This window comes from Streptomyces sp. NBC_00442, assembly GCF_036014195.1.
In the GTDB taxonomy this organism is placed as follows: Bacteria; Actinomycetota; Actinomycetes; order Streptomycetales; family Streptomycetaceae; genus Streptomyces.
On sequence record NZ_CP107918.1, the window covers coordinates 5,341,875 to 5,363,699 of the forward strand.

Here is a 21,825-nt window from a genome sequence, read left to right on the forward strand (position 1 = left end):
GCCTTTCGTCCCCGGGGCCCCTTCCGCGAGGCCTTTCAACTGTGGCTGAAAGGCCCGTGGTCACGGGCAGTGACGGGAGGCATACTCAGTCGAGTCGGTCGGGGGATCAATTGCGGATGCAACACAACGCAACAGGTTGCAACACAGTGGACAGGTGGGGTTTCGGTGCTGCGCATTCATTTCACCGGCGAGGATCTGGCTCGGCTCCGTATGGCGCCGGGTCCCGACACGCTGTGGGAAACGATTCTCAGCTTTCACCGCTTAAGGGACCGGCGGGGCGCCTCCGTATTCGGCGAATGGCGACAGGAAACTCGCGCCAGGCTGAGCGGAGAAACACGATTGCTCTCCGCAGTCGTTCCATGTCGCGGATATTTCCCCGACTTCCTCACCCCGCCCCGGGGCCCGCATTCCCTCGACGCCGGACTTGAACGCATTCGCGAAACCAGCCCCGAACGCCTGAACGAAGAACTCTCCCGGCTCCCCGGCGGCCGCCCGGCCACCGGCTGGGCCGCCTCCCTCGCCGACGGCTGCACCACCCAACTCGGCCGCCTCGCCGACGCGTTGGGCGCCTACCACCACGCAGCCGTCTCCCCGTACTGGGCCCACATACAGACCCGCGTCGACGCCGACCGCGCCGCCCGCGGCCGCGCCCTGCTCGACGGCGGAGCCGGCGAACTCCTCGCCTCACTGCCGCCCATGCTGCGCTGGCACGCACCCGTCCTCGAAGCCGACTACCCGGTCGACCGCGAACTCCATCTGAACGGACGCGGGCTGCTCCTCCAGCCCTCGTTCTTCTGCCGCCGCACCCCCGTCGCACTCCAGAACCCGAAACTCCCGCCCGTCCTCGTCTACCCGGTCACCCACACCCAGGCGCCCTACGAATCCCCGCCCGGCCCCGACCGCGGCACCTCGCTCGGCCGCCTCGTCGGCCACACCCGCTCCAGCGTGCTCCACGCCATCGGCAACGGCTGCACCACCAGCGAACTCGCCCGCAGGGCCGGCGTCTCCCTCGCCTCCGCGAGCCAGCACGCCGGAGTCCTGCGCGACGCCGGCCTCCTCGTCACCCTGCGGCACGGCAACTCCGTCCTGCACACCCTCACCCCGCTCGGCACCGCCCTGCTGAGCGGCGGCACCCCCTACGTGCCAAGGCCCCGTCAGTCGTCGATCCCCGAACGCTCCACGCCCGCCACGATGTAACGCTGCAACAGCAGGAAGACCAGGACCAGCGGAACGATGGAGACGGCCGCCGCCACGAACAGCTCATGCAGACGCACCACTTGAGCCGTCGTGAACGTCGACAGAGCCACCTGGACCGTCCACGCCTCACGGTCCTGCCCGATCACCAGCGGCCACAGAAAAGAATTCCAGGCACCGATGAACACAATGGTGGCGACGGCCGCGAACACCGGACGCGCATTGGGCACCACGATCCGCCAGTACGTCCGCCAATACCCAAGACCGTCGACCCGCGCCGCATCCTCCAGCTCACGTGGAAATCCCGTGAAGAATTGGCGGAAGACGAAGCACGCGAACCCCGAGAACAGGGTCGGAACGATCAGACCACGCAAGCTCGACACCCAGCCGAGCGACGACACAAGAACAAAACTTGGTACGAACGTGACCGCCGCCGGAACCATCAGCGTCCCGATCACCGCATAGAAGACCTGGTTGGCGAACCGGTACGGGATCCGCGCGAGCCCGTACCCGGCGAGCGAGGCCAACACCACGGTCCCCACCGTCGTCGCCACCGCGATCAACGCCGAGTTGAGCAACGACCGCGCCATCGGGACCGCCGGATCCCCGAACACCTCCCGCACGTTCGACCAGTGCACCGTGGACGGGAAGAACGTCCACCCCGGCGACGTGATGTCCGCCTCGGAAGCCAGACCGTTGCGCACCAGCAGATAGAACGGAACCAGGAACAGCAGCGCCAGCACGACCAGAACCACCGCACGCAGAGCCCGCCCCGCCCGCACCAGCGCATCCTGCGGCCCCGCCCCCGCCCCCGCACCCGCCCGCCCCGGTGCCCTCACGCCTCGGCCTCCTTCCTGCCCAGACCGAACCAACGCGCCTGGAACACCGTCACCACCGCGATGATCAGAGCCAGGATCACCGCACCCGCACTGCCCATCCCCAGGTTCTGCCCCTGACCCAGCGCCGTGTAGTAGAGATACACCAACGGCGGCCGCGCATACGGCGGATAACCCCGCGCATCCGACAACAGGTTGTAGAACTCGTCGAACGCCTGAAACGCGTTGATCACCAACAACAGCACCACCGCGACCGAGGTCGTACGCAGCTGCGGAAAAGTGATGTGCCGGAACACCTGCCAGCCAGGCCGCGCCCCGTCGACCGCGGCCGCCTCGTACAACCGGGGACTGATCCGCTGGAGCCCCGCCAGGAAGAGAATCATGTAGAACCCGGCCTGAAGCCACAGCCGCACCGTCACGATGACCAGCCAGTACCAGGGCGGATGCGTCGTCGACAGCCACGCCGTCTGATCGACACCGAACCAGCCGAGCACCGTGTTCGCCAGACCGAACCGCACCCCGTTGAAGATCGACAGCTTCCAGATCAGAGCCGCGACCACATACGAACAGGCGGCGGGCAGGAAGAACACCGAACGGAAGAACGCCTGGAAGCGCCGGGTCCGGTTCACCATGAGCGCGAGGGCCAGCGCCAGAACGTACGTCGCGGGCACGATGAACAGCGAGAACACCGCGAACGTGCCCAGACTGGACGTGAACGCGCCGTCCCGCAGCATCGCCGTGTAATTGTCCAAGCCCACGAAGTCGGTGGGCGAGACCGTGTTGTGGGCGTCGAAGAAGCTCAGGTAGACACTCCACAGGAGCGGGACGTACGTGAAGAGAGCGAGCCCGGCCGCGAACGGCCCGACGAAGATCCAGAACCAGAGCGTGTTGCTCGCAGGGCGTCGCACGGTGGTCAGCGCTTCTTCACCCGCTGAAGTTCGTCATTGGTCTTACGGATGACAGATTTCAACTCACCGTCAGGGCTTGCCCCGTCCTTGATGATCCGGCTCAGCGCATCCTGATAGGCGCTCTGCATCGTCGGCGTCCACAGCAACGGCTGCGCGTAACCGTTCTCCGTCACGAGCCCCACCACCTCGGCCGCCGCACCCTGCCTCAGCTTGGCCGCCTTCCTGGCGAGCGAGAGCCGGGCCGGGATGTGGAAGCCGTACGACAGCGCGAAGTCCTCCTGGAAATCGGCGCGTTCCACCCAGAGCCACTTCACATACGCCTTCGCCTCGGCCTGGCGCTTCGAGCGCGTCGACACCGCGGCGGCATACGCCCCGACCGGCACCGACGGCTTCCCGCCAGGACCGTCCTTCGGGAACGGCAGCACCCCGAAGTCGTCCCCGAGCGCCTGCTGCACCGCCGGCAGCGCCCACAGCCCCGACCACTGCATCGCGGTCAGACCCTGCACGAACGCCGACGGGTCCGACCAGTCGCTCGGCGCACCCAGCAGCAGCGACTTGTCGGTGTACAGCGTGCGCAGCTTGCCGAGAGCACGGGCGGCCGCCGGGTCGTCGAAGCCCGCCCGGCCATCGCCGGTGACCAGACTCAACCCGGCCGCGTACAGCGGCGTACCGCCCAGTACACCCGCGCCGCCGTCGTTCCCGAGGAACAGCCCCTTGACCTTGTTCCTCGTCAACGCCCTGGCCGCGTCGACCAGTTCGTCCAGCGTGCCGGGCGGCTGGACACCCGCGTCCTTCAGGAGACTCCTGCGGTAGTAGAGGAACTGCGTGTCGACGACCTGCGGGACACCCCAGATCTTCCCGTCGTACGTCTTCGGCGCGAGCACCGCCGGATTGAAATCGTCCTTCACGCCGTCGAACAGAGCCGTGAGATCCGTGACCTGCCCGCCCTGAATCTGGTCAAGGGTCGGCCCGTTCACCTCGAAGACGTCCGGCCCCGACGCCGTGAGCAGCGCCGCCGCCGTCTGCTGGTCGTAATTGCCCGGCCGCCACTGCACCGTGACCTTCGCCCCGTCGTACGCGGCCGCGTACCGGCGCACCGCCGCCTCGGTCCCGCTCTCCCCGTACTGGTGATACCAGTGGGCGAGCGCGACCTCGCCGTCAGCCGAACCGCCCTTGTCCCGGCCCGAGTTGGAGCCGCACGCGGTGAGCAGGCCGAGAGCGGCCCCCGTGCCGAGCAGTGCCCTGCGGCTGATCGTCATGGCGTACGCCCCTCGCTCGTCATCCCGCCGTACCGCTGTCCGTCATCCCGCCGTACCGCTCAACGATCAACCATGAGGGACGATTGCGACAGGGCTATTGCGGCGGTGTGTCGGTCGCGGACGCACCCCGCGTGAGGAGGCCGAAAAAATTGACCGCGAGACGGCGATGAGTTTCCGCCCGGCCCGCCGTCTACCCCTCGTAAGCGATGCCACCGCCCCCGAGGGAGCACACCATGCCCACCATGATCTTCGTCAATCTGCCGGTGAAGGACCTGGACCGTTCCAAGGAATTCTTCGGCAAGCTGGGCTACACCTTCAACCCCCAGTTCACCGACGAGAACGCCGGCTGCCTGGTCATCAGCGACACGATCTACGCCATGCTCCTGACCGAGCCGTTCTTCAAGGGGTTCACCCAGCGCCAGATCGCCGACACCGCCACCACCGTCGAGTCGATCGTCTGCCTCAGCGCGGACAGCCGCGAAGAAGTCGACCGCCTCGTCGACACCGCGCTGACCTCCGGCGGCGCGCCCGCCAACGACACCATGGAACAGGGCCCCATGTACGGCCGCTCCTTCCTGGACCCCGACGGGCACCACTGGGAGGTCATGTACATGGACCCGGCCGCGGTCAACGGCTGACGGCTGACAGGGATCACGGGACGGCTGACAGGGATCACGGGACGGCTGACAGAAATCAACGACTGGCAGCGATCATCTGCCGGCCCTTGCGTCACGCCACCACTACACCCCGTACGTCACGCCGGTGAGCCCCTCGGACGCCGACCACAGGCGCTCACCGGCGACGTCGTTCAGCGTCCAGGCCGCCCGCCAGGACGGGGCGGGGGCGCCGCGCCACATCATCAGGGACGGCCCCGTGAACGAGTCGGGCCGCACCCCCGGCGCGGTCGCCGCGTACAGCGTGGGCAGCGCGCCGGCCTCGGCGGGCTGGGCCATGATCCGATTGCCGAGCTCGACGATCCGCTCGGCCGTCCTGCGGCCCTCCATCCGTACGGCCTGCGTCTGCAGGTTGGTGGCGGCGTAACCGGGATGCGCGGCCGCCGCCACGACATCCGAACCCGCCGCCGCGAGCCGCCGCGCCAGCTCGTGGACGAACAGCAGATTCGCCGACTTGGAGCGGCCGTAGGCGACCCAACGCCGGTAGCGGCGCTCACTGTTCAGATCACGGATGTCAATATTGGCCAGCGCGTGCATGCCACTCGACAGGCTCACCACGCGGCCCGCCCCGGCCGCCCGCAACCGGGGCAGGAGCAGCCCGGTGAGCGCGAAGTGGCCGAGATGGTTGACCCCGAACTGCGTCTCGAACCCGTCGGCGGTCCTGCCGTGGGGGAGCGCCATCACGCCCGCGTTGTTGATCAGCAGATCGAGCCGCTCGTACGGGAAGGCCTCCGCGAACGCCCGCACCGAGGCGAGGTCGGCCAGATCGAGCCGCCTGAACTCCACGTCCGCGCCCGGGACCTCACGGCGCACGCGCTCCCCGGCCTCCTGGCCCCGCGCCTCGCTGCGACAGGCCAGCACCACCCGCGCGCCGCGACGGGCGAGCTCGCGCGCGGTGACGAGACCGATCCCGCTGTTCGCCCCGGTGACGACCGCCGTGCGGCCGCTCTGATCGGGGATGTCCTGAGCGCTCCAGCCACGATTCATACGCCCACCGTACCGGCCGGTATGCCGGGAGGGGGTGTGGTCGGCCGGCGGGAATGCTCGGGCACGTGCGTCTGCACGGTCACATACGTCCGTACGGTCTGCGCCTCGTCGTCGAGGCAGGCCCCGGTCTCCAGGTCGAAGCGGTGCCTGAGGAGCGGGGAGGCCACGTAGGGGCGGCCCTCCGGTGTCGAGCCGAGCAGTCCGCGGGAGAGGACGTAGGCGCCGGTGAACGGGTCACGGTTGTCGATCGCGTACGTCCGGCCGCGCCGGTCGGTGAAGACGGCGGCCTGGCGGCCGTCGGGCAGGAGGGCGGCGACGCCGCGTCCCGGTGTGAGGCGGGCGGTCTCGCAGACAGCGATCGAGCCTTCTTCCAGCTTGAGGTGGACCATGGTCATCGGGTGGCTCCCAGGGTGAGGAGGGGAAGTTCCGGCTTGATCTGGTCGCGCTCGGGCACGAAGCGCACCGAGGGGTCGGGCGCGCCGGGCGCGTTCACGAAGGACACGAAGCGGGCGAGGCGCTCGGGGTCGTCGAGGGTTCCGGCCCATTCGTCGCGGTAGCCCGCCACGTGCGCGGCCATCAGGGCTTCGAGCTCGGCGCAGATGCCGAGCGAGTCGTCGACCACCACGTCCCTGACGTGGCCGAGGCCTCCCTCGATCCGCTCCAGCCACACCGAGGTGCGCTCCAGGCGGTCGGCGGTGCGGATGTAGAACATCAGGAATCTGTCGATCAGACGGACAAGTTCGTCATCCGTCAGGTCCTGGGCGAGCAGATCGGCGTGGCGCGGGCTCGCGCCGCCGTTGCCGCCGACGTACAGGTTCCATCCGTTGGCCGTGGCGATGATGCCGAAGTCCTTCGACTGGGCCTCGGCGCACTCGCGGGCGCACCCGGAGACCGCCGATTTCAGTTTGTGCGGTGAGCGCAGGCCCCGGTAGCGGAGCTCCAGGTCGATCGCCATCCGTACCGAATCCTGCACCCCGTAGCGGCACCACGTCTGTCCCACACACGACTTGACGGTGCGCAGTGACTTTCCGTACGCGTGCCCGGACTCGAAGCCGGCGTCCACCAACCGGGCCCAGATGGCGGGGAGTTGGTCGACGCGGGCGCCGAAGAGGTCGATGCGCTGGCCGCCCGTGATCTTCGTGTAGAGGCCGAAGTCGCGGGCGACTTCGCCGATCACGATGAGTTTCTCCGGGGTGATCTCGCCGCCGGGGATGCGCGGCACGACCGAATAGGAGCCGTTGCGCTGCAAGTTGGCGAGGAAGTGGTCGTTGGTGTCCTGGAGCGCGGCCTGTTCGCCGTCCAGGATGTGCCCGTTGCCGAGGGCGGCCAGGATGGAGGCGACCGTGGGTTTGCAGATCTCGCAGCCCTCGCCGCCCCGCGCCTGGGTGCGCCCGTGTCCGTCGAGGAGTTCGGTGAAGGTCGTCAGGCGCAGGGCGAGCGCGATCTCGTACAGCTCTTGGCGGGTCTGGGCGAAGCAGGTGCACAACCCGGTGTCGCCGGACTTCGGCAGCAGCATCTCCAGTGTCCTGACGCAACTGCCGCATCCCGTACCGGCCTTGGTGCACCGTTTGACGTCGGGCAGCGTGGCGCAGGCGGTGATGGCTTCCTTGGTGACGTTGTGGCAGGAGCAGATGACGGCGTCGTCGGGCAGCGATTCCGGGCCGAGCGCGGCCGGCGTGCCGAGCCCGGCCGGCAGGACCAGCTGCTCGGGGGCGACCGGCGGGACGTGCCCGGTGAGCGGGCGCAGCATGGCGTAGGCGTCGGCGTCGCCGACCAGGACGCCGCCGAGGAGCAGACCGTCGGAGGAGATGACGAGCTTCTTGTAGACGCCGGAGCGGGAGTCGGAGTAGACGACGTCGAGGCTGCCTGCGGCGGTGCCGTGCGCGTCGCCGAACGATGCGACGTCGACGCCGAGCAGTTTCAGTTTGGTCGACAGGTCGGCCCCGGTGAAGGCGCGTTCGGCGGTGGCGGCGATGGTGTCGGCGGCGGTCTCCGCCATGTCGTAGCCGGGTGCGACGAGCCCGTACACCCGGCCGTCCGAGGCCAGGGCGCACTCGCCGATCGCGAAGACCGCGGGGTCGCTGGTGCGGCACTGCTCGTCGACGACGATGCCGCCGCGTTCGCCGACGGCGAGTCCGCAGGCGCGGGCCAGCTGGTCGCGGGGGCGGACGCCGGCGGAGAAGACCACGAGGTCGGTCGACAGATGAGAGCTGTCGGAAAGTGTCATTCCATTGACGCGTCCCTCACCGTCCGCGGTGATGTCCTGGGTGCCGACCCCCGTGTGAACGGTGAGGCCCATGTTCTCGATGGTGCGCAGCAGCGCCGCGCCGCCGCCCTCGTCGACCTGTACCGGCATCAGGCGTGGCGCGAATTCCACGATGTGGGTGTCGAGGCCGAGCCCGCGCAACGCACCTGCCGCCTCCAGGCCGAGGAGGCCGCCGCCCACCACCGCGCCGGTCGTCGCGGTCTTCGCGTACGCCTCGATGGCGAGCAGGTCCTCGATGGTGCGGTAGACGAAGCAGCCGGGGAGGTCCTTGCCCGGGACGGGCGGTACGAAGGGGTACGAGCCGGTCGCCAGGACGAGCGTGTCGTACGCGAAGGTGCGGCCCGAGCGGGCGGTGACGGTGCGCGACGCCCGGTCGATCGTCTCGGCGGGGTCGTCCAGGTGCAGCTCCATGCCGTGCTCGCGCAGGAAGCCGTCGGGCACGAGGCCGAGCTGGTCGGGTGTCCTTCCCTCGAAGTACGAGGTGAGGTGGACGCGGTCGTACGCCGGGCGGGGCTCCTCGCACAGCACGACCACCCGGGTCCGCCCGGTCGCCCCGCGCTCGGCGAGGGCCTCCAGGAAGCGCTGGCCGACCATGCCGTGGCCGATGACCACGAGGGTGGGAAGGTGTTCGGTGGGCACGTCAGGAACCTCCGTCGTGGGTGAGCAGGTGGAGCAGGGGCGTGTCGGGCAGGTCCTCGTCGCCCTCCCAGGTCCGGGCGAGCGTCCCGACCGCGCCGAGATCGCCGACGAGTACGCCCCCGACCAGGCGGTCGCCGCGCACGACGACCTTGCGGTAGGCGCCCCGGGTCGCGTCCGCGAGGTGGGCCACGTCGTCGCCGGGGCGTGGTGTGGGCTCGCCGAACGCGGCCAGGTCCAGGGGACGCGGGCCGCCCAGGGTGAGCCGGGTGAGGCCCCGGGTCCCCGGATAGGAGCCGTGCCCGGTGGCGAGCAACCTCCCCAGCGCGTCGGCCTGTTCGAGCGCGGGGCCCGCGAGTCCGTACACCGTGCCGCGATGCTCGGCGCAGTCGCCGACGGCGTGGATGAAGGGGTCGGAGGTGCGCAGCTCGTCGTCGACGACGACGCCTCGGCGGACTTCGAGCCCGGCGGCGAGGGCGAGGCCGGTGCGGGGGCGGACGCCGGTGGCGAGGACGACGAGTTCGGCGCCGAGGACGAAGCCGTCGGCGAGCTCGACGTCGGTGCCGGCCGGTCCCGTGAGCCCGCGCACCCGGCACTCGGTGTGTACTTCCACGCCGAGGCGTTCGAGATGGATGCGCACCAAGGCGGATGCGACGTCGTCCAGTTGACGTTCCATCAGACGCTCGCCTTGTTGGGCGAGGACGACCTGGGTTCCTCGTTCGGCGAGCGCCCGCGCCGCCATCACCCCGAGCAGCCCGCCTCCGATGACTACGGCGCGGGCGCCCGCGCGGGCCCGATCGCGCAGGGCGATCGCGTCGTCGAGGGTGCGGAAGGGGTGCACTCCGTCGGGCAGTCGGCCCTCGCGCAGGCCCCGCAGCGGCGGCAGTACCGGGTTGGAGCCGGTCGCGAGCACGAGGCGGCCGTAGGGGACGGCGCTGCCGTCGTCGCAGTGCACCACCCGGGCCGCGCGGTCGATCCGCGCCGCCCGCACACCCCGGCGCACCGGCACCGGGGGCAGGGTGATGACCTCGGGCCCGTAGCGTCCGGCGAGGACCTCCGCGAGGAGCACCCGGTTGTACGGTGCGTGGGCCTCCTCGCCGATGACGGTCACCGGGACATGCCGGGCCAGGCGGGCACCCGCCGTGCCGCCGCCGATCACCACGATGTCCGTACTCATGTGCCCAGCGTGGGCGCCGGCTGTTTCCCGACCGCATCCCGGCGATTACCGCGGGGGAACCTTGCGCTCAGCGGAGCGGGGGGCGGGGTGTGAGGGGCGGGGTGTGAGGGGCGGGCTCGCGCCGGTTCTCCGGGGTGGGGGGCGACTCGCGTCGATGGTGGGGGGGGGTGGGGTAAACCGAACCATGAAGATCCGTGCTGGCACGATCGAATGGGCGGCGTGTGGGCGGGAGCCTTGGGACATGGACCTCGCGCAGCGGCATTCCGCACCCACACCGATCGCATCCGTACGGCCGGGCTCGCTCCCGCCGGTACCAACCCCGTCCGCACGGGCCTCGTCCGCGCCGACCCCGCCTCCGTCGGATCCAGCCCCCGCTACAGCTGCGGCTCCCGCCCCGGCTCCCGCTCCCGCTTCGGCTCCCGCTTCGGCCCCGCCGAACCGCTGGAGAACGTTCCTGCGTGAGCCGTTCCGCGCCGCGACCTGGCTGCGGTTCGCCTATCTCGTGCTGGCCGTGCCCGTCGGCGTGCTGTGCCTCCCTCTGGCCCTTGTCGGTGGCCCGGCCGGCCGTATCCAGCGCGGGCTCGCCCGCAGGTTCCTCGGCGTGGAGGCGGCCGATCCGGGCCGTGGCGCTCGCACCGGACTGCTCGCCGTGGCCCACGCCGTGATCGGTCTGCCGCTGAACCTGATGGCGCTCACCGTGTCGGGCTACTTCTGGACGGTCGTCGTGATCAACCTGGCCTATCCCCTGCGTCCCGACGGCGATCCGAGCCAGGCGTGGGGCGGGCCGACGATGGCCGGCGCGTGGGCGGTGCACGGCATAGGGGGCGGGGTGTCCTTCCTGCTCATCACGCCCTGGGTGATGAGGGGCTTCACCGTGATCCAGGCCCGCCTGGTCAAGGGCTTCCTCGGCGCGGACCGCACCGGACTCCTGAAGGCCACGTCGATCGCCGTGGCGCTGGCCCTGGTCTGCGCGATCCTGTCCATACCCGTGATCCACCAGCTCTGACCGCCGGGCCTAGGTTGTTCCCATGCACCGTCTGCGCCTGGCGCGATCCGTGGAGTTCCCCTATCGCCGGGACCGGCTGGCCGCCGTGGCGCGGGCCGCGCTCTACTCGCTCGTCGCGCTGCCGTTCGCCCTCGCAGGCCTCGTCGTGGTCGCCGTGGTCCTGTCGGCCGGCGCCGTGGTGTCGTGGACGGCGCCGGGGCTCTGGCTGGTCGCTGCCGGTGTCCGGGGTGCGCTGGCGCTCGGCGGGGTCCAACGTGCCCTGGCCCGCCGCCTGTTGGGGCTGGAGATCGAGGCGCCGCCGCGCGCGGAGAGCACCGGGGTGTTCGACTGGCGGCGTTCCGTGCTGGGAGGCAGGCCCGGATGGCGGGCGGTGTGCTGCGCCCTGGCCGCACCGCTGACGGCCCTGCTGCCCTTGCTCGCCGTGTACGTCGGCTTCGTCCAGGGGGTGCTCCTGACCCTGTATCCGGTGCTCAAGCGGTGGAACTACTTCACGATCAGGGAGCCCGACGGTTCCGTACGGCATGTGGGGATGGAGGTGGGGGGAGTGGAGTTCGACAGCTGGCCGCGGTGGCTGGCGCCGTTCGCCCTCGGCCTGCTCCTCCTGTACGTGGCGCCGTGGCTCGACCGCCATGCGCTCACCCCGCACCGGATGCTGCTCACCGCGCTGCTCGGGCCCGACCGGGCGGACCGGCGGATCCAGACCCTGGAGGAGACCCGCGCGCAGGCCGTCGACGACGCGGCGGCGACCCTGCGCCGTATCGAACGCGACCTGCACGACGGGACGCAGGCCCGCCTGGTGGGCCTGGGCATGCATCTCACGATGATCCGCGAACTGGTGGCGGGCGGCGCCGATCCGGAGCGGATCCTCAACGTCGTCGAGACCGCTCAGAGCAATGCGAAGCAGGCCGTCGCCGACCTGCGCCACCTGGTCAAGGGCATCCATCCGCCGGTGCTCGACCAGGGCCTCGACACCGCGCTCGCGACCCTCGCGGCGGACAGTGCGCTGCCGGTGCGGGTGGAGTGCGGCATCGAGGGCAGGCCGAGTCCGGCGATCGAGTCCATCGCGTACTTCTGCACGGCCGAACTGCTCGCCAACGCCGCGAAGCACAGCGGGGCTTCGGAGGTGAAGGTCACGGTGACCGGCGCGGCGCGGATCCTGCTGCTCGTCGTCGAGGACGACGGGCGCGGGGGAGCGGTGGTGGGCGCGGGCAGCGGTCTCGCCGGGTTGCGGGCCAGGGTGCGTACGGTCGACGGATCACTGACCTGCAACAGCCCCGCCGGGGGGCCCACGGCGGTGAGCGTGGTGCTGCCGTTCGGCGAGCGGAGATCGCCCAGTACCTTTACCGGCACGGGCCCCGGCACGGGCCCCGGCACGGGCGCCGAGTCCGGCAACACCGGCACGGGCCCCGGCTCCGGCTCCGGCTCCGGCGCGGGGGCGTCGCGTCGGCACCGCCGGGGGAACCCACACCCGATCGGCTCTCCACCCCCGGCCGGCTCTCCACCCCCGGCCGACCCTCCGCCCCCGGCCGGCTCTCCAGCCCGGAACGGCTCCACACAACAGAACGGGTCACCGCATGCGCGTCGTCATCGCTGAGGACTCCTCGATCCTGCGCGACGGGCTGGTCCAGCTCTTGGAGTTGCGCGGCGTGGAGGTGGCGGCCGCGGTGCCGGACGCGCGGGCGCTGCTCGCCGCGGTCGCCGAACACCGGCCCGACGCGGCGGTGGTGGACATCCGGCTGCCGCCGACCCAGACCGACGAGGGTCTGCGCGCGGCCGTGGAGATCCGCCGCACGGCGCCGGACACCGGGGTGCTGATCTTCTCGCAGTACGTGGAGACGGCCTATGCGGCGCAGCTCATCGGCGACGGCGGGGCAGGGGTCGGTTATCTGCTCAAGGAACGCGTCGTGGACATCGGCGAGTTCGTGAGCGCGCTGGAGCGGGTGGCGGCGGGCGGCACCGCGCTCGACCCGGAGGTGGTGGCCCAGCTGTTCGGCGCGAGCCGACGGGCCGCCGCGCTCGACGCGCTCACCCCGCGCGAACGGGAGGTGCTGGGTCTGATGGCGGAGGGCCGCACCAACCATGCGATCGCCGAGGGGTTCGGGGTGTCGGAGCGGGCGGTGGAGAAGCACATCGCGAACATCTTCACCAAACTGGACCTGCCCCCCTCGGAGTCCGGCCACCGCAGGGTCCTGGCGGTCCTGCGCTATCTGGACCGCGCGAGCGGCTGACGTACCGGGTGGGCCGGGTGGGCCGGGTTCCGAGCCCGCTGGGGAACGGATCGTCATCCCGTCCGTACGGCGCGGGGAGGTCATGACGCACGGTGACTGTTGTTGATCGTTCTTTGGCGGGGCTCTTAATGTCAAGGATGAGTTGCGGTTTATTGGTGTGGGGGCGCACACTTCACGCATGACCGGCACGCCTCGAACCAGGACCCCGCAGGCCGCCCTCACCGACGCCCAGAAGCGAGAGCTCGATCGCGCCAAGAAGGCGGCCGACGACGCAGCCACCGCCTTCCGGAGAGCCGCCGGACGGCTCGCCATCGAACTCGGCAGGGGCGGCGCTCCCGCCGTGGCCCGGCACATGGGCTGGACGCCGCAGTACGTCTCGACCCTCGCCGCCGCCTACCGGGCCGATCAGGGGCAGGCCGAGGGGAGCGAGGCGGCATGAGCACCGCACCGCGGCCCGGCAGGCACGTGCCGCCCATGCCCGAGCGGAATCCGAAGGCGCTGCGGGCCGCCATCTCCGAGCACACCCCCCAGCTCCTCGCCGACTTCGACGCGCACTGGAAGTGGGCCATTGCCGATGCGTACGACTTGGCCCCAGTGCCGGCGTTCCTCGCACAGTGGTGGGCCGAGTTCGCCATCGCCCGCGATCCGGAGCTCGACCGACAGGTGCACGACCTGGAGGCCCGCGCCGCGGACGCGTCGACGAACGACGAGGCCATGCATCTCCTGACGCGGGCCGCGCACCTGCGGAGGGAAGCGGGTAAGGCGGAGCCCGGTCAGTGAGTGATCTGATGGGGCCGCCGTGGCAGCTGGACTGGGTCGATACGGCCCGAGCGGCGAGAGGCGCCCTGCCCAGACGGGTCCGGGATCTGCTCGACGACATCCGCGCCGAGCTGATCACCGTGCCCGACCCATACTTCCGCGGAGTCGACAACCTGCCGGACCTTCCCGACAGTTGCCGGATCGCCCCTCTCCGGTCGACGGTGCCGAACGGGCTGCATGTCTGCTACTTCGACCATGGGCGGGGCTGGATTCACTACACGTTCGTCCGTCGCACAGCCGATCCACAGATCATCGTCGAGGAAGTGTTCTGGCAGTGACGGGCCCGGCTCGTCGTGATGTTCCCTGAGCCGACGTCAGCTCGCTCTTAATGGGCGGTCAGGCGATCCTCAAGGGCGCCTTAAGGATCGCGGATCCGTCGCTGACCAGGGTTTTTTGCAGGGTGGGCCGACCTAGGCTGCCGGGCGTGACGATCGAGGCCACCGACCCGCAGCTTGCCGCGTACCCGGCGTTGTCCGCCTATCTCGCGCTCCAGGCCCGGCAGGAGCACCAGGAGGATTACCCGGGAGAACGCCAGGAGGGCTGGCGGGAGGGATGGCTGGCGGAGCACCCGGGGGAGCAGCGGCAGGTTGTGGTGCGGCCCGTGCGGGTGCGGCCGCGGGTTTTGCGGCGCGGGGTGCTCGCGGGGGCGGGCGGGGTCGGGTTGTTGTGGGGGGCGCAGGCCGAGCCGTCCGCGCGGCTGGACGTGCTCTTCGCGGGCGGAGCGCATCTGTCGGGGCTGCTCGCCGGCTACGGCGTCCTGGTGATGCTGCTGCTCATGGCCCGCGTCCCGGCCGTCGAACACGGCGTCGGCGCCGACCGGCTCGCCCGCTGGCACGCGCTCGGCGGGCGCTACGTGCTGACGCTCGTCGGCGCGCACCTGGTGCTCGCGCTGTGCGCGTACGCCGCGTACACCGGCACCGACCTGCTGCGGTCGGCCACGCGGCTGCTCGGTTACGGAGGGATCCTGGCGGCCGCGCTCGGTACGCTCGCGTTCGGGGCGGCCGGGGTCAGCTCGGTGCGGGCGGCACGGGCGCGGATCTCGCAGGAGACGTGGCGCGCCCTGCACTTCCTCACCTACCTCGGCGCCGCGCTCGCCTTCGCGCACCAGCTGGTCGGGCCCGACGTGGCGGGCAACCGGCTCACCGTGTGGGCCTGGGCGATGCTGCACGCGACCGTCGCCGTGCTGATCGTCTGGTACCGGGGCGTCGTTCCGGTGCGCCAGGCCCTGCGCCACGCGCTGTACGTCGTCGAGGTGCGGGACGAGAGACCCGACGTGGTGTCCGTCGTGATGCGCGGCACCGGACTCGACGCGCTGCGCGCCGAACCCGGACAGTTCCTGCGCTGGCGGTTCCTGCGGCGCAGGCTCTGGCACACCTCGCTGCCGTTCTCGCTGTCCGCGCCGGTCAGGGACGACACCGTACGCATCACCGTGAAGGCGCTCGGCGTGCACAGCCGGCGGATCAGACGGCTGCGTCCCGGCACCCGGGTCCTGGCCACCGGGCCGTTCGGCGCGATGACCCCGCACCGCCGTACCCGCCGCAAGGTGCTGCTCCTGGCCGGCGGGGTGGGCATCACGCCGATGCGGGTGCTGTTCGAGACGCTGCCCGCCGGGCCCGGCGACCTCACCCTGCTCTACCGGGCCAACAACGCCGCCCAGTTGGTGCTGCGCGACGAGCTGGAGGCCATCGCCGTCCAGCGGGGGGCCGCGCTGCACTACCTCCTCGGGCCCTCCGACGCGTCCTTCGACCCGCTCGCGCCGCAGGCCCTGCGCAACCTCGTCCCCCACCTCGCCGAGCACGACGTCTTCCTCTGCGGACCGGGCCCCATGGCGCAGGCGGCGACCGCCTCGCTCATCCGGGCGGGCGTCCCCGAGGAGCACATCCACACCGAGCAGTTCAGCTTCTGAGGGCGGGGCGTCCGGTCCCGTCACCGCCAGAGTGACCGTCAGCGTCCGAGTGACCGTCACTGCCACTGTCAGCGTCAGCGTCAGCGTCGACGAATCGAGGAGTCGCAGAGCCATGGCCCGTCACCGCAGGTGCACCGCCCCCGTTCCGCTCGACCGTGCCCGGCGCCGGCTCGCCGCGGGGCTCACCGCGGCGAGCGCGCTCGCCGCGACGTTCCTGGCCGTGTCCGTCACCCCGGCCGCGCCACCCGCCCCCGACCGGGCCGTGGACGTGCACGACCTCGGCGGGGCCCCGCGCGGTCACCGCTAGCGGCGTGCCGCGTGGGGCGCGGCGGCCTTCAGAAAGCCCTCGCCGAGCCCACGGCGCCCGCCGGGCCCGGCCCCGCCGCCCCCGTACCTGCCCCCGCCGCCCCCCGGACCACTCCCGTCAGATGGGCGAAGGCGACCACGTTGCCCCGGTAGCCGCCCTTCTTCGTGAAGCCGCCGCCGCAGGTGATCAGCCGCAGTTCCGGGCGCGTCGCGGCCCCGTACACCTTGGCGTCCGGGAACGCGTCGTTCTCGTACACCTCGACCGCGTCGACGTCGAACACCGCGGTCGCGCCGTCCCGGCGGGTCACCTCGACCCGGCTGCCCTTCTTCAGCGCGCCGAGCGCGTAGAAGACGGCGGGGCCGTGCGCGTCGTCGACGTGGCCGGCCATCACGGAGGTGCCGCGGGAGCCCGGGGGAGTGCCGTCCTTGTACCAGCCCGCCACGTTCGTGTTCCCGGGCGGCGGTACGTCCAGGCTGTGGTCGGGGCCCAGCCCGAGGCGCATCACGGGCGCGTCCACGCCGATCGAGGGGATGGCGACGCGTACGGGTTCGGAGGGCGCGAGGCCATCGGCGGGCGGGAGTTGGGGCACGGCCCGCGCGGCGTCACCGGCCGTGGCATCGGCCGCGCGGCCTGCGTGGCCCGGCGCGGGCCCCGCAGCGAACGCCTGCGCCGCCGACGGCCGGGGCGGCTCCACGGTGTCCATACCCCGCTCGATCAGCCACAGGCCGGCGAACGCGGCGATCACCATCAGCCAGCCCGCGTTGCGCCGTGCGGCCGGGGCCGACAAGGGCGGTCAGCCCCGGCCCTGCGTGCCGCTCGCCCGGCGACGCAGCAGCCAGGTGCCGCCCACGGCGGCCGCGACGAGTACCGCCGCGCCCACCGCGATCTCGGTGGTGTCGGGGCGGACGCTGCCGCCGACACCGGTCTTGACGTGGCCCCGCGGGTCGCTGCCCTCCCAGGGCTTGTCGTGGCCGTCCCGCCCCTGCTGGTCCTTCCACTCCCACGGCTTGTCACGGCCGTCGCGGGACTCCCGGTCCTTCCACTCCCACGACGTGTCGGTGTCCCGTTGGCCGCCGTCGCCGCCGGTGACCTTCAGCTGGGCCTCGACGGTCTTGCCGTTGTCGCACCGCACGCCGATGCGGAAGGAGCCCGGCTTGGTGTGCTGGGCGACCTTGAACTGCCCGGCGAGGACCTCCTTGTGCGTGGAGGCCGCCATCGGGAAGTCGCCGGCGCCCACCGCGTTCGCGTCGCCGGTGCCGCGCCCCGACGAACCGCACGCCGTGGTGTTCGCGGTGACCGTGGCGCCGGGCGAGGCACTCGTCGGCCACAGTTCGAGGGAGCCGCCGGGCTGGTTGTCGGCGTACGCGAGCGCACCCGCCGGGCCCAGCACGGCGGCGCCCGCCAGCAGGGCACTCGTCAGGAGTCGGGCAGTACGCATGGATCCTCCGAAGGCGCGGTCACAGGCCGCCACCGCTTCCGGCACTTCCGCAGGCTGTCCCGCGGCTGTTGCGGCTGCTGTGGCTATCGCGGCTGCTGTGGCTGCTGGTGGTCGTACGGGTGCTTCCGCCTTCGACTTAACGGGCGTCCGGGCCGCCGTGCCCGTCGGCGAGGGGCGAACGAGTGACGCGGGGTGGGCCGTACGGGTGGCCGCTCACGCCGGGTGAATCACATCCCACGGCGCCTCCTCGAACGCCCGCCACACCACCTTCATGAGCTCCGCGTCGACCGAGAACTCCCGCTCGTCGATCCGGCCCACCGGGGCGATCCCGCGGGAATTGGTGAGGAACGCCGCGCTGTAGGCACCGAGGCCGGCCAGGGTGACCTCGCGGCGCACCGACGTCAGGCCGTACGCCGCGAGCCTCGGTTCGAGCACCGCCTTGGTGACGCCGAGCAGCGCGGGACGGTCCGGCCACACCACCGCGGTGCCGTCCCAGAAGCCGATGTTGGTGATCGAGCCCTCCGAGACGACGCCGCCCGGCCCGGTCAGGAGGGCCTCGCTGAAGCCCTGGCGGCGGGCCAGGCGGCCGTAGTAGGCCTGGGCGAAACCGCCGAGGTGCTTGAGGTGGGCGACCGGCCGCTCGTACGGCACGGAGAGCAGCGACTGTGCGGTGGACGGCATGTCGACGGGTTCGTTGACGACGACCATCGGGGTGGGGGCGTCGTCGGGCCCGTACACGTAGACGCGCACCGCCGCGTCCGGGGTGCCGGCGGCGTCGAGGGCCCCCGCGACCAGGGAGCGGATCCGTTCGCCGGGCATGGCGGGGCCGAACAGCTCGCGGGTGGCCTCGTCGAGCCTGGCCAGGTGATGGGCGAGGCCGCGGACCCGTCCGTCGCGCACCTGCATGGCGGTGAAGTGCCCGTAGCCGCCGGTCAGGGCGGGAACGAGGAGGTTCTCGGCGTCGGCGGGGCGGCCGTCGATCTCGACGTACGGAAGTGTCATGCGCCACAACATAGTTCGCCCCCGAACGGGCTTGACCTCGACCAAGCTTGAGGTTGAATCCTTCTCGGCATGGACATCACCACAGCCGCACCGGCTGCCCTCAAGCTCACCGTCGTCGTCGCCTCCAACCGCGAGGGCCGCTTCGCGCCGGTCGTCGCCGACTGGTTCCTCGCCCGTGCCCGGGAACACCAGGGCCTGGCCGTCGAGGTGGTCGACCTCGCCGAGACCGAGCTTCCGACCGCCCTCTCCCGCAACCCCTCGCCCGCCACCCAGGCCCAACTCGCCCTTGTTACACCGAAGTTGGCGGATGCCGACGCATTCGTCGTGATCACGCCCGAATACAACCACTCCTTCCCCGCCCCGCTGAAGAACGTGATCGACTGGCACTTCGCGCAGTGGCAGGCCAAGCCGGTCGGCTTCGTCTCCTACGGCGGGATCTCCGGCGGGCTGCGCGCCGTCGAGCAGCTGCGGCAGGTCTTCGCGGAGCTGCACGCCGTGACCGTGCGGGACACGGTCAGCTTCCACCAGGCGCACGGTCTCTTCGACGAGGACGGCGAGCACCGCGAGCCGTTGCAGGCCGACGCCGCCGTGAAGAAGATGCTCGACCAGGTGATCTGGTGGGCGCAGGCGCTGCGCGACGCCAAGGCGCTCCGCCCGTACGCCGGTTGAGCGGGGCCGAGGGCGGGGTCGGGGGCGGGGTCGGGGTCGGGGGCGCGCGCCCGGGGCGGGTGCTCAGGCCGCGGGCAGGCTGACCACGGCGAGCGCACCGCCCCCGCGCGGCGCGTTGCACAGGGTCACCTCGGCGCCGATGACGTGCGCCTGGCCCAGGGTGATGGTCAGCCCGAGGCCCGTGCCCTGACCGCGTTCCCTGGCGCCCGTAACGAAGCGCTGCGGGCCGTCCTTCAGGAGGCGCTCGGGGAACCCGGGCCCGTGGTCACGCACGCGGACCGAGGTCCCGTCCACCGTCACTTCGACGGGTTCGGCGCCGTGCCGCCTGGCATTGGCGACGAGGTTGGCGACGATCCGCTCCAGGCGGCGGGCGTCGGTACGGACGAGGACACCCGGGCCGGTGGGGCCGGTGGGGCCGTCGGTGGGGCCGATGGGGTCTGGGCCGGTGGGACCGGTGGGGTCCGGGCCGGTGGGTTCGGTGGGGGCGGGGGCCTCCGAACGAGCGGCATCCCTGGTGGGCCGGTCCGCGGCGGCGGGGCCGGATCCGCCCGTCGGCTGTCCACCACGGCGCGCCAACTCCTGGCTCATGCCGCACCGTTGGAGGATCGTCGCCATCGTGCGGTCGAGGGGCAGCACCTCAAGGTGCGGCCTCTCGGCGTTCGCGTCGAGGCGGGCGACCTCCAGCAGGTCCTCGGTCAGGGTGCGCAGCGCGTCGACCCTGTTGCGGACGAGCTCGGTCGGGCGGCTCGGGGGCAGCAGTTCGGCGGCCGTGTGCAGGCCGGTCAGCGGGGTGCGCAGCTCGTGCGCGACGTCCGCGGTGAAGCGCTGCTCGGCCACCAGGCGCTCCTGGAGGGACGCGGCCATCGTGTCCACCGCGCAGGCCAGCTCCGCCACCTCGTCCTGCCGGCCGGGCCCCGGCCGGCCGATCCTGGCGTCGAGTTCGCCCCCGCTGATGCGGCGCGCGGTGGCCGCGGCGGTACGCAGCCTACGGCTCAGCCTGCTGGCCAGCCCGGCCCCGCCCAGCGCCGCGAGCCCGACCACGACGGCGCCCCAGGCCACCAACTCGCCGTCCAGTTGCCGCAGTTCACCCACCGCGGCGTTCAGCGGCCGGCGCACCGAGAGAACCCGGTCGCCCACGGGGCGCGCCGCCCACACCGCCGGATGGGGGCCCGCGAGGTCCAGATAGGTGCTCCGCCTCCCGGCCAGCGCAGAGGCGCGCAGCGGGCCGGGCAGGTCCGGGGCGTTGAGCGCGGCCTGCGTGTCACCCCGGTCCACCTGCCCCGTGAGCTCGTACACCTGCCGTACGTGCATGAGCTGCGCGAGCGCGGACTCGCGGGCCGTCGAGGCGATCTGCGCGGAGCGCGACTGATGGATGAGCAGGCCGATGGTGACGGCCACCAGGGCGCAGCCCGCCGCGAGCAGTGCGGCGATCTTCCAGCGCAGGCTCAGCCCACGGGGCGCCCGGAGGGCTCGGCCCCACCGATCGCGGAACGACCCGTCACGGAACCACCCGTCACGGAACCACCCGTCGTGCGCCGGACGCCGTCGGCGCGGGGCGGGCATCACGAGGCGTCCCGGCCGTCGGCCGCCCGGCTCGCCCCGGGCGTCCCGGGCGAGCGCGGGCTCGTGTTCTTTTCCGGGCCGTCGGGGCCGTCGGAGCCACCAGGGCTGCCGGGGCCACCAGGGCTGCCGGGGTCACCCGGGCCGCCCGAGCCGGGCCCCGTGCCCGGGGTCGCCGGGGCGATGTCGCGGTAGGTCTTGGCCTCGCTGACGGGGGACAGCCGGGTCCCGTTCCAGCGGTAGCGGACCGTCTGCTGCGCCCCGTCGTCGGCGGCGCCCCGGGTCACGAGGTCGGCGCCGACGGTCTCGACCGCCAGACGGCTGCCGGCGGTGTACAGGATCGGGACGACCTTGCCGGCGCGGGCGGTGTAGACGATGACGACCGTGCGCCGGCTCTCCAGGTCCGCCGAGATGATCAGTTCGGGTGTGCCGTCGTGACCCGTCAGGTCGTGCAGCACGGGCGGGCGGATGCCCGTACGCCCCGGGCGGTCGATCAGCGGCAGCCGGGTCAGCCCCTTGGCCGCGGGATCCGCGTTCAGGATCGCCTTCGGGTCCATGGCACCCAGTCCTCCCTTCGGCACCGGGGGCGCGTCGGCGAGCGGCGCGCGCGGCTCGGCACGGCCGGAGCCCATCACGCCGTTGCGCCGCGCGTCGCTCTCGTACCAGGCGGGCCACAGCTGCTCGGCGCGCGGCTGGAGGGGGACCGCGGAGGCCCGGTCGCCCTCGACGAGGCCGGAGCGCGCGCCGCGGCCGGACAGCGCGACGAGCACCGCGACGACGCCGAGCGCGGCGGCGCCCACGGCGACGGCTGTTCGGATCGTCCGCAGGGAAGGGAGCATGGCCATGTCGGCCGAGACTAGGAAGGGATCATCACGGATTGCGGCACGTCGTGTAACAGCCGTGCGTACGCCCCGCTCCTGCGGCAGGATCGGGACTTTGAGCCCTGCCGGTGG

Annotated in this window: 24 protein-coding genes; 12 read left to right on the forward strand and 12 right to left on the reverse strand. The window is 72.0% G+C overall.

All coding sequences use genetic code 11. The features are described 5' to 3' along the window. The first annotated feature begins 165 nt into the window (after positions 1-165). Positions 166-1,197, forward strand: coding sequence for an ArsR/SmtB family transcription factor (locus OG432_RS23755; RefSeq protein ID WP_328312972.1), 1,032 nt, complete (start codon positions 166-168; stop codon positions 1,195-1,197). On the opposite strand, the gene OG432_RS23760 is transcribed toward OG432_RS23755, so the two are convergent. From OG432_RS23760 to OG432_RS23770, 3 genes are all read right to left on the reverse strand, one after another. Next, complete coding sequence (locus OG432_RS23760; RefSeq protein ID WP_328312973.1) at positions 1,155-1,937, reverse strand: carbohydrate ABC transporter permease; 783 nt, start codon at positions 1,935-1,937, stop codon at positions 1,155-1,157. The two genes, OG432_RS23755 and OG432_RS23760, sit on opposite strands and share 43 nt — an antisense overlap. A gap of 92 nt (positions 1,938-2,029) precedes the next feature. Next, positions 2,030-2,938 carry a carbohydrate ABC transporter permease gene (locus OG432_RS23765; protein WP_328312974.1) on the reverse strand — a complete coding sequence of 303 codons (909 nt, stop codon included), beginning with the start codon at positions 2,936-2,938 and terminating at the stop codon, positions 2,030-2,032. Positions 2,939-2,943: 5 nt separating this feature from the next. Continuing rightward, positions 2,944-4,197 (reverse strand): ABC transporter substrate-binding protein, encoded by a 1,254-nt coding sequence (locus tag OG432_RS23770; RefSeq protein ID WP_328312975.1) that lies wholly within the window; start codon positions 4,195-4,197, stop codon positions 2,944-2,946. A 233-nt stretch (positions 4,198-4,430) separates the two neighbouring features. Here OG432_RS23770 and OG432_RS23775 point away from each other — a divergent pair, with 233 nt between their 5' ends. Then, complete coding sequence (locus tag OG432_RS23775) at positions 4,431-4,835, forward strand: VOC family protein (protein WP_328312976.1); 405 nt, start codon at positions 4,431-4,433, stop codon at positions 4,833-4,835. 102 nt (positions 4,836-4,937) lie between these two features. On the opposite strand, the gene OG432_RS23780 is transcribed toward OG432_RS23775, so the two are convergent. From OG432_RS23780 to OG432_RS23795, 4 genes are read right to left on the reverse strand one after another with little or no spacing between them, the layout of a single operon-like run. Further along, complete coding sequence (locus OG432_RS23780; RefSeq protein ID WP_328312977.1) at positions 4,938-5,858, reverse strand: oxidoreductase; 921 nt, start codon at positions 5,856-5,858, stop codon at positions 4,938-4,940. After that, on the reverse strand, positions 5,855-6,253 hold the full coding sequence (gene nirD / locus OG432_RS23785) for a nitrite reductase small subunit NirD (protein ID WP_328312978.1): 399 nt from the start codon (positions 6,251-6,253) through the stop codon (positions 5,855-5,857). The genes OG432_RS23780 and nirD overlap by 4 nt, the downstream gene beginning before the upstream one ends. Further along, positions 6,250-8,718, reverse strand: a complete 2,469-nt coding sequence (gene nirB / locus OG432_RS23790; protein WP_328315218.1) for a nitrite reductase large subunit NirB — start codon at positions 8,716-8,718, stop codon at positions 6,250-6,252. Before nirB ends, nirD begins: the two co-directional genes overlap by 4 nt. Positions 8,719-8,764: 46 nt before the next feature. After that, positions 8,765-9,937 (reverse strand): NAD(P)/FAD-dependent oxidoreductase, encoded by a 1,173-nt coding sequence (locus OG432_RS23795; protein ID WP_328312979.1) that lies wholly within the window; start codon positions 9,935-9,937, stop codon positions 8,765-8,767. 234 nt (positions 9,938-10,171) lie between these two features. On the opposite strand from OG432_RS23795, the gene OG432_RS23800 reads away from it, so the two are divergent. The 9 genes from OG432_RS23800 (at position 10,172) to OG432_RS23840 (ending at position 16,203) form a co-directional block, all read left to right on the forward strand. After that, positions 10,172-10,399 carry a hypothetical protein gene (locus tag OG432_RS23800; RefSeq protein ID WP_328312980.1) on the forward strand — a complete coding sequence of 76 codons (228 nt, stop codon included), beginning with the start codon at positions 10,172-10,174 and terminating at the stop codon, positions 10,397-10,399. Positions 10,400-10,439: 40 nt separating this feature from the next. Continuing rightward, entirely contained in the window at positions 10,440-10,943 is a 504-nt protein-coding gene (locus OG432_RS23805; protein WP_328312981.1) for a sensor domain-containing protein, read from the forward strand. Positions 10,944-10,965: 22 nt separating this feature from the next. Beyond that, entirely contained in the window at positions 10,966-12,537 is a 1,572-nt protein-coding gene (locus tag OG432_RS23810) for a sensor histidine kinase (RefSeq protein WP_328312982.1), read from the forward strand. Then, complete coding sequence (locus OG432_RS23815; RefSeq protein ID WP_328312983.1) at positions 12,518-13,171, forward strand: response regulator transcription factor; 654 nt, start codon at positions 12,518-12,520, stop codon at positions 13,169-13,171. Before OG432_RS23810 ends, OG432_RS23815 begins: the two co-directional genes overlap by 20 nt. Positions 13,172-13,349: 178 nt before the next feature. Then, positions 13,350-13,610, forward strand: coding sequence for a hypothetical protein (locus tag OG432_RS23820; protein WP_328312984.1), 261 nt, complete (start codon positions 13,350-13,352; stop codon positions 13,608-13,610). Further along, complete coding sequence (locus OG432_RS23825) at positions 13,607-13,951, forward strand: DUF6247 family protein (RefSeq protein ID WP_328312985.1); 345 nt, start codon at positions 13,607-13,609, stop codon at positions 13,949-13,951. Before OG432_RS23820 ends, OG432_RS23825 begins: the two co-directional genes overlap by 4 nt. After that, the gene (locus OG432_RS23830) at positions 13,948-14,268 is read left to right on the forward strand and encodes a hypothetical protein (RefSeq protein WP_328312986.1); all 321 of its coding nucleotides are present in this window, start codon (positions 13,948-13,950) and stop codon (positions 14,266-14,268) included. Before OG432_RS23825 ends, OG432_RS23830 begins: the two co-directional genes overlap by 4 nt. A 146-nt stretch (positions 14,269-14,414) precedes the next feature. Further along, entirely contained in the window at positions 14,415-15,896 is a 1,482-nt protein-coding gene (locus tag OG432_RS23835) for a ferredoxin reductase family protein (protein WP_328312987.1), read from the forward strand. 112 nt (positions 15,897-16,008) lie between these two features. After that, positions 16,009-16,203, forward strand: a complete 195-nt coding sequence (locus OG432_RS23840) for a hypothetical protein (RefSeq protein WP_328312988.1) — start codon at positions 16,009-16,011, stop codon at positions 16,201-16,203. A 28-nt stretch (positions 16,204-16,231) separates the two neighbouring features. On the opposite strand, the gene OG432_RS23845 is transcribed toward OG432_RS23840, so the two are convergent. The 3 genes from OG432_RS23845 to OG432_RS23855 form a co-directional block, all read right to left on the reverse strand. After that, positions 16,232-16,951, reverse strand: coding sequence for a class F sortase (locus OG432_RS23845; RefSeq protein WP_328315219.1), 720 nt, complete (start codon positions 16,949-16,951; stop codon positions 16,232-16,234). Between the two features lie 45 nt (positions 16,952-16,996). Further along, on the reverse strand, positions 16,997-17,641 hold the full coding sequence (locus OG432_RS23850; RefSeq protein ID WP_328312989.1) for a hypothetical protein: 645 nt from the start codon (positions 17,639-17,641) through the stop codon (positions 16,997-16,999). A gap of 213 nt (positions 17,642-17,854) precedes the next feature. Beyond that, positions 17,855-18,643 (reverse strand): aminotransferase class IV, encoded by a 789-nt coding sequence (locus tag OG432_RS23855; RefSeq protein WP_328312990.1) that lies wholly within the window; start codon positions 18,641-18,643, stop codon positions 17,855-17,857. 69 nt (positions 18,644-18,712) lie between these two features. Here OG432_RS23855 and OG432_RS23860 point away from each other — a divergent pair, with 69 nt between their 5' ends. Continuing rightward, positions 18,713-19,312: an NADPH-dependent FMN reductase gene (locus OG432_RS23860; protein ID WP_328312991.1), complete on the forward strand. Its 600-nt coding sequence runs from the start codon at positions 18,713-18,715 to the stop codon at positions 19,310-19,312. A 63-nt stretch (positions 19,313-19,375) separates the two neighbouring features. Here the strand turns inward: OG432_RS23860 and OG432_RS23865 are convergent, their stop codons facing one another. Beyond that, positions 19,376-20,875 (reverse strand): HAMP domain-containing sensor histidine kinase, encoded by a 1,500-nt coding sequence (locus tag OG432_RS23865; protein ID WP_328312992.1) that lies wholly within the window; start codon positions 20,873-20,875, stop codon positions 19,376-19,378. Then, on the reverse strand, positions 20,875-21,717 hold the full coding sequence (locus OG432_RS23870) for a hypothetical protein (protein ID WP_328312993.1): 843 nt from the start codon (positions 21,715-21,717) through the stop codon (positions 20,875-20,877). The genes OG432_RS23865 and OG432_RS23870 overlap by 1 nt, the downstream gene beginning before the upstream one ends. Positions 21,718-21,825: the final 108 nt, after the last annotated feature.

Coding starts and splice junctions, on each gene's coding strand:
- OG432_RS23770 (WP_328312975.1), bottom strand. CDS start 4,197: ATGACGATCAGCCGCAGGGCACTGCTCGGCACGGGGGCCGCTCTCGGC.
- OG432_RS23775 (WP_328312976.1), top strand. CDS start 4,431: ATGCCCACCATGATCTTCGTCAATCTGCCGGTGAAGGACCTGGACCGT.
- OG432_RS23780 (WP_328312977.1), bottom strand. CDS start 5,858: ATGAATCGTGGCTGGAGCGCTCAGGACATCCCCGATCAGAGCGGCCGC.
- nirD (WP_328312978.1), bottom strand. CDS start 6,253: ATGACCATGGTCCACCTCAAGCTGGAAGAAGGCTCGATCGCTGTCTGC.
- nirB (WP_328315218.1), bottom strand. CDS start 8,718: ATGGTCGGCCAGCGCTTCCTGGAGGCCCTCGCCGAGCGCGGGGCGACC.
- OG432_RS23795 (WP_328312979.1), bottom strand. CDS start 9,937: ATGAGTACGGACATCGTGGTGATCGGCGGCGGCACGGCGGGTGCCCGC.
- OG432_RS23810 (WP_328312982.1), top strand. CDS start 10,966: ATGCACCGTCTGCGCCTGGCGCGATCCGTGGAGTTCCCCTATCGCCGG.
- OG432_RS23815 (WP_328312983.1), top strand. CDS start 12,518: ATGCGCGTCGTCATCGCTGAGGACTCCTCGATCCTGCGCGACGGGCTG.
- OG432_RS23820 (WP_328312984.1), top strand. CDS start 13,350: ATGACCGGCACGCCTCGAACCAGGACCCCGCAGGCCGCCCTCACCGAC.
- OG432_RS23825 (WP_328312985.1), top strand. CDS start 13,607: ATGAGCACCGCACCGCGGCCCGGCAGGCACGTGCCGCCCATGCCCGAG.
- OG432_RS23840 (WP_328312988.1), top strand. CDS start 16,009: ATGGCCCGTCACCGCAGGTGCACCGCCCCCGTTCCGCTCGACCGTGCC.
- OG432_RS23845 (WP_328315219.1), bottom strand. CDS start 16,951: ATGGTGATCGCCGCGTTCGCCGGCCTGTGGCTGATCGAGCGGGGTATG.
- OG432_RS23850 (WP_328312989.1), bottom strand. CDS start 17,641: ATGCGTACTGCCCGACTCCTGACGAGTGCCCTGCTGGCGGGCGCCGCC.
- OG432_RS23855 (WP_328312990.1), bottom strand. CDS start 18,643: ATGACACTTCCGTACGTCGAGATCGACGGCCGCCCCGCCGACGCCGAG.
- OG432_RS23860 (WP_328312991.1), top strand. CDS start 18,713: ATGGACATCACCACAGCCGCACCGGCTGCCCTCAAGCTCACCGTCGTC.
- OG432_RS23865 (WP_328312992.1), bottom strand. CDS start 20,875: ATGCCCGCCCCGCGCCGACGGCGTCCGGCGCACGACGGGTGGTTCCGT.
- OG432_RS23870 (WP_328312993.1), bottom strand. CDS start 21,717: ATGGCCATGCTCCCTTCCCTGCGGACGATCCGAACAGCCGTCGCCGTG.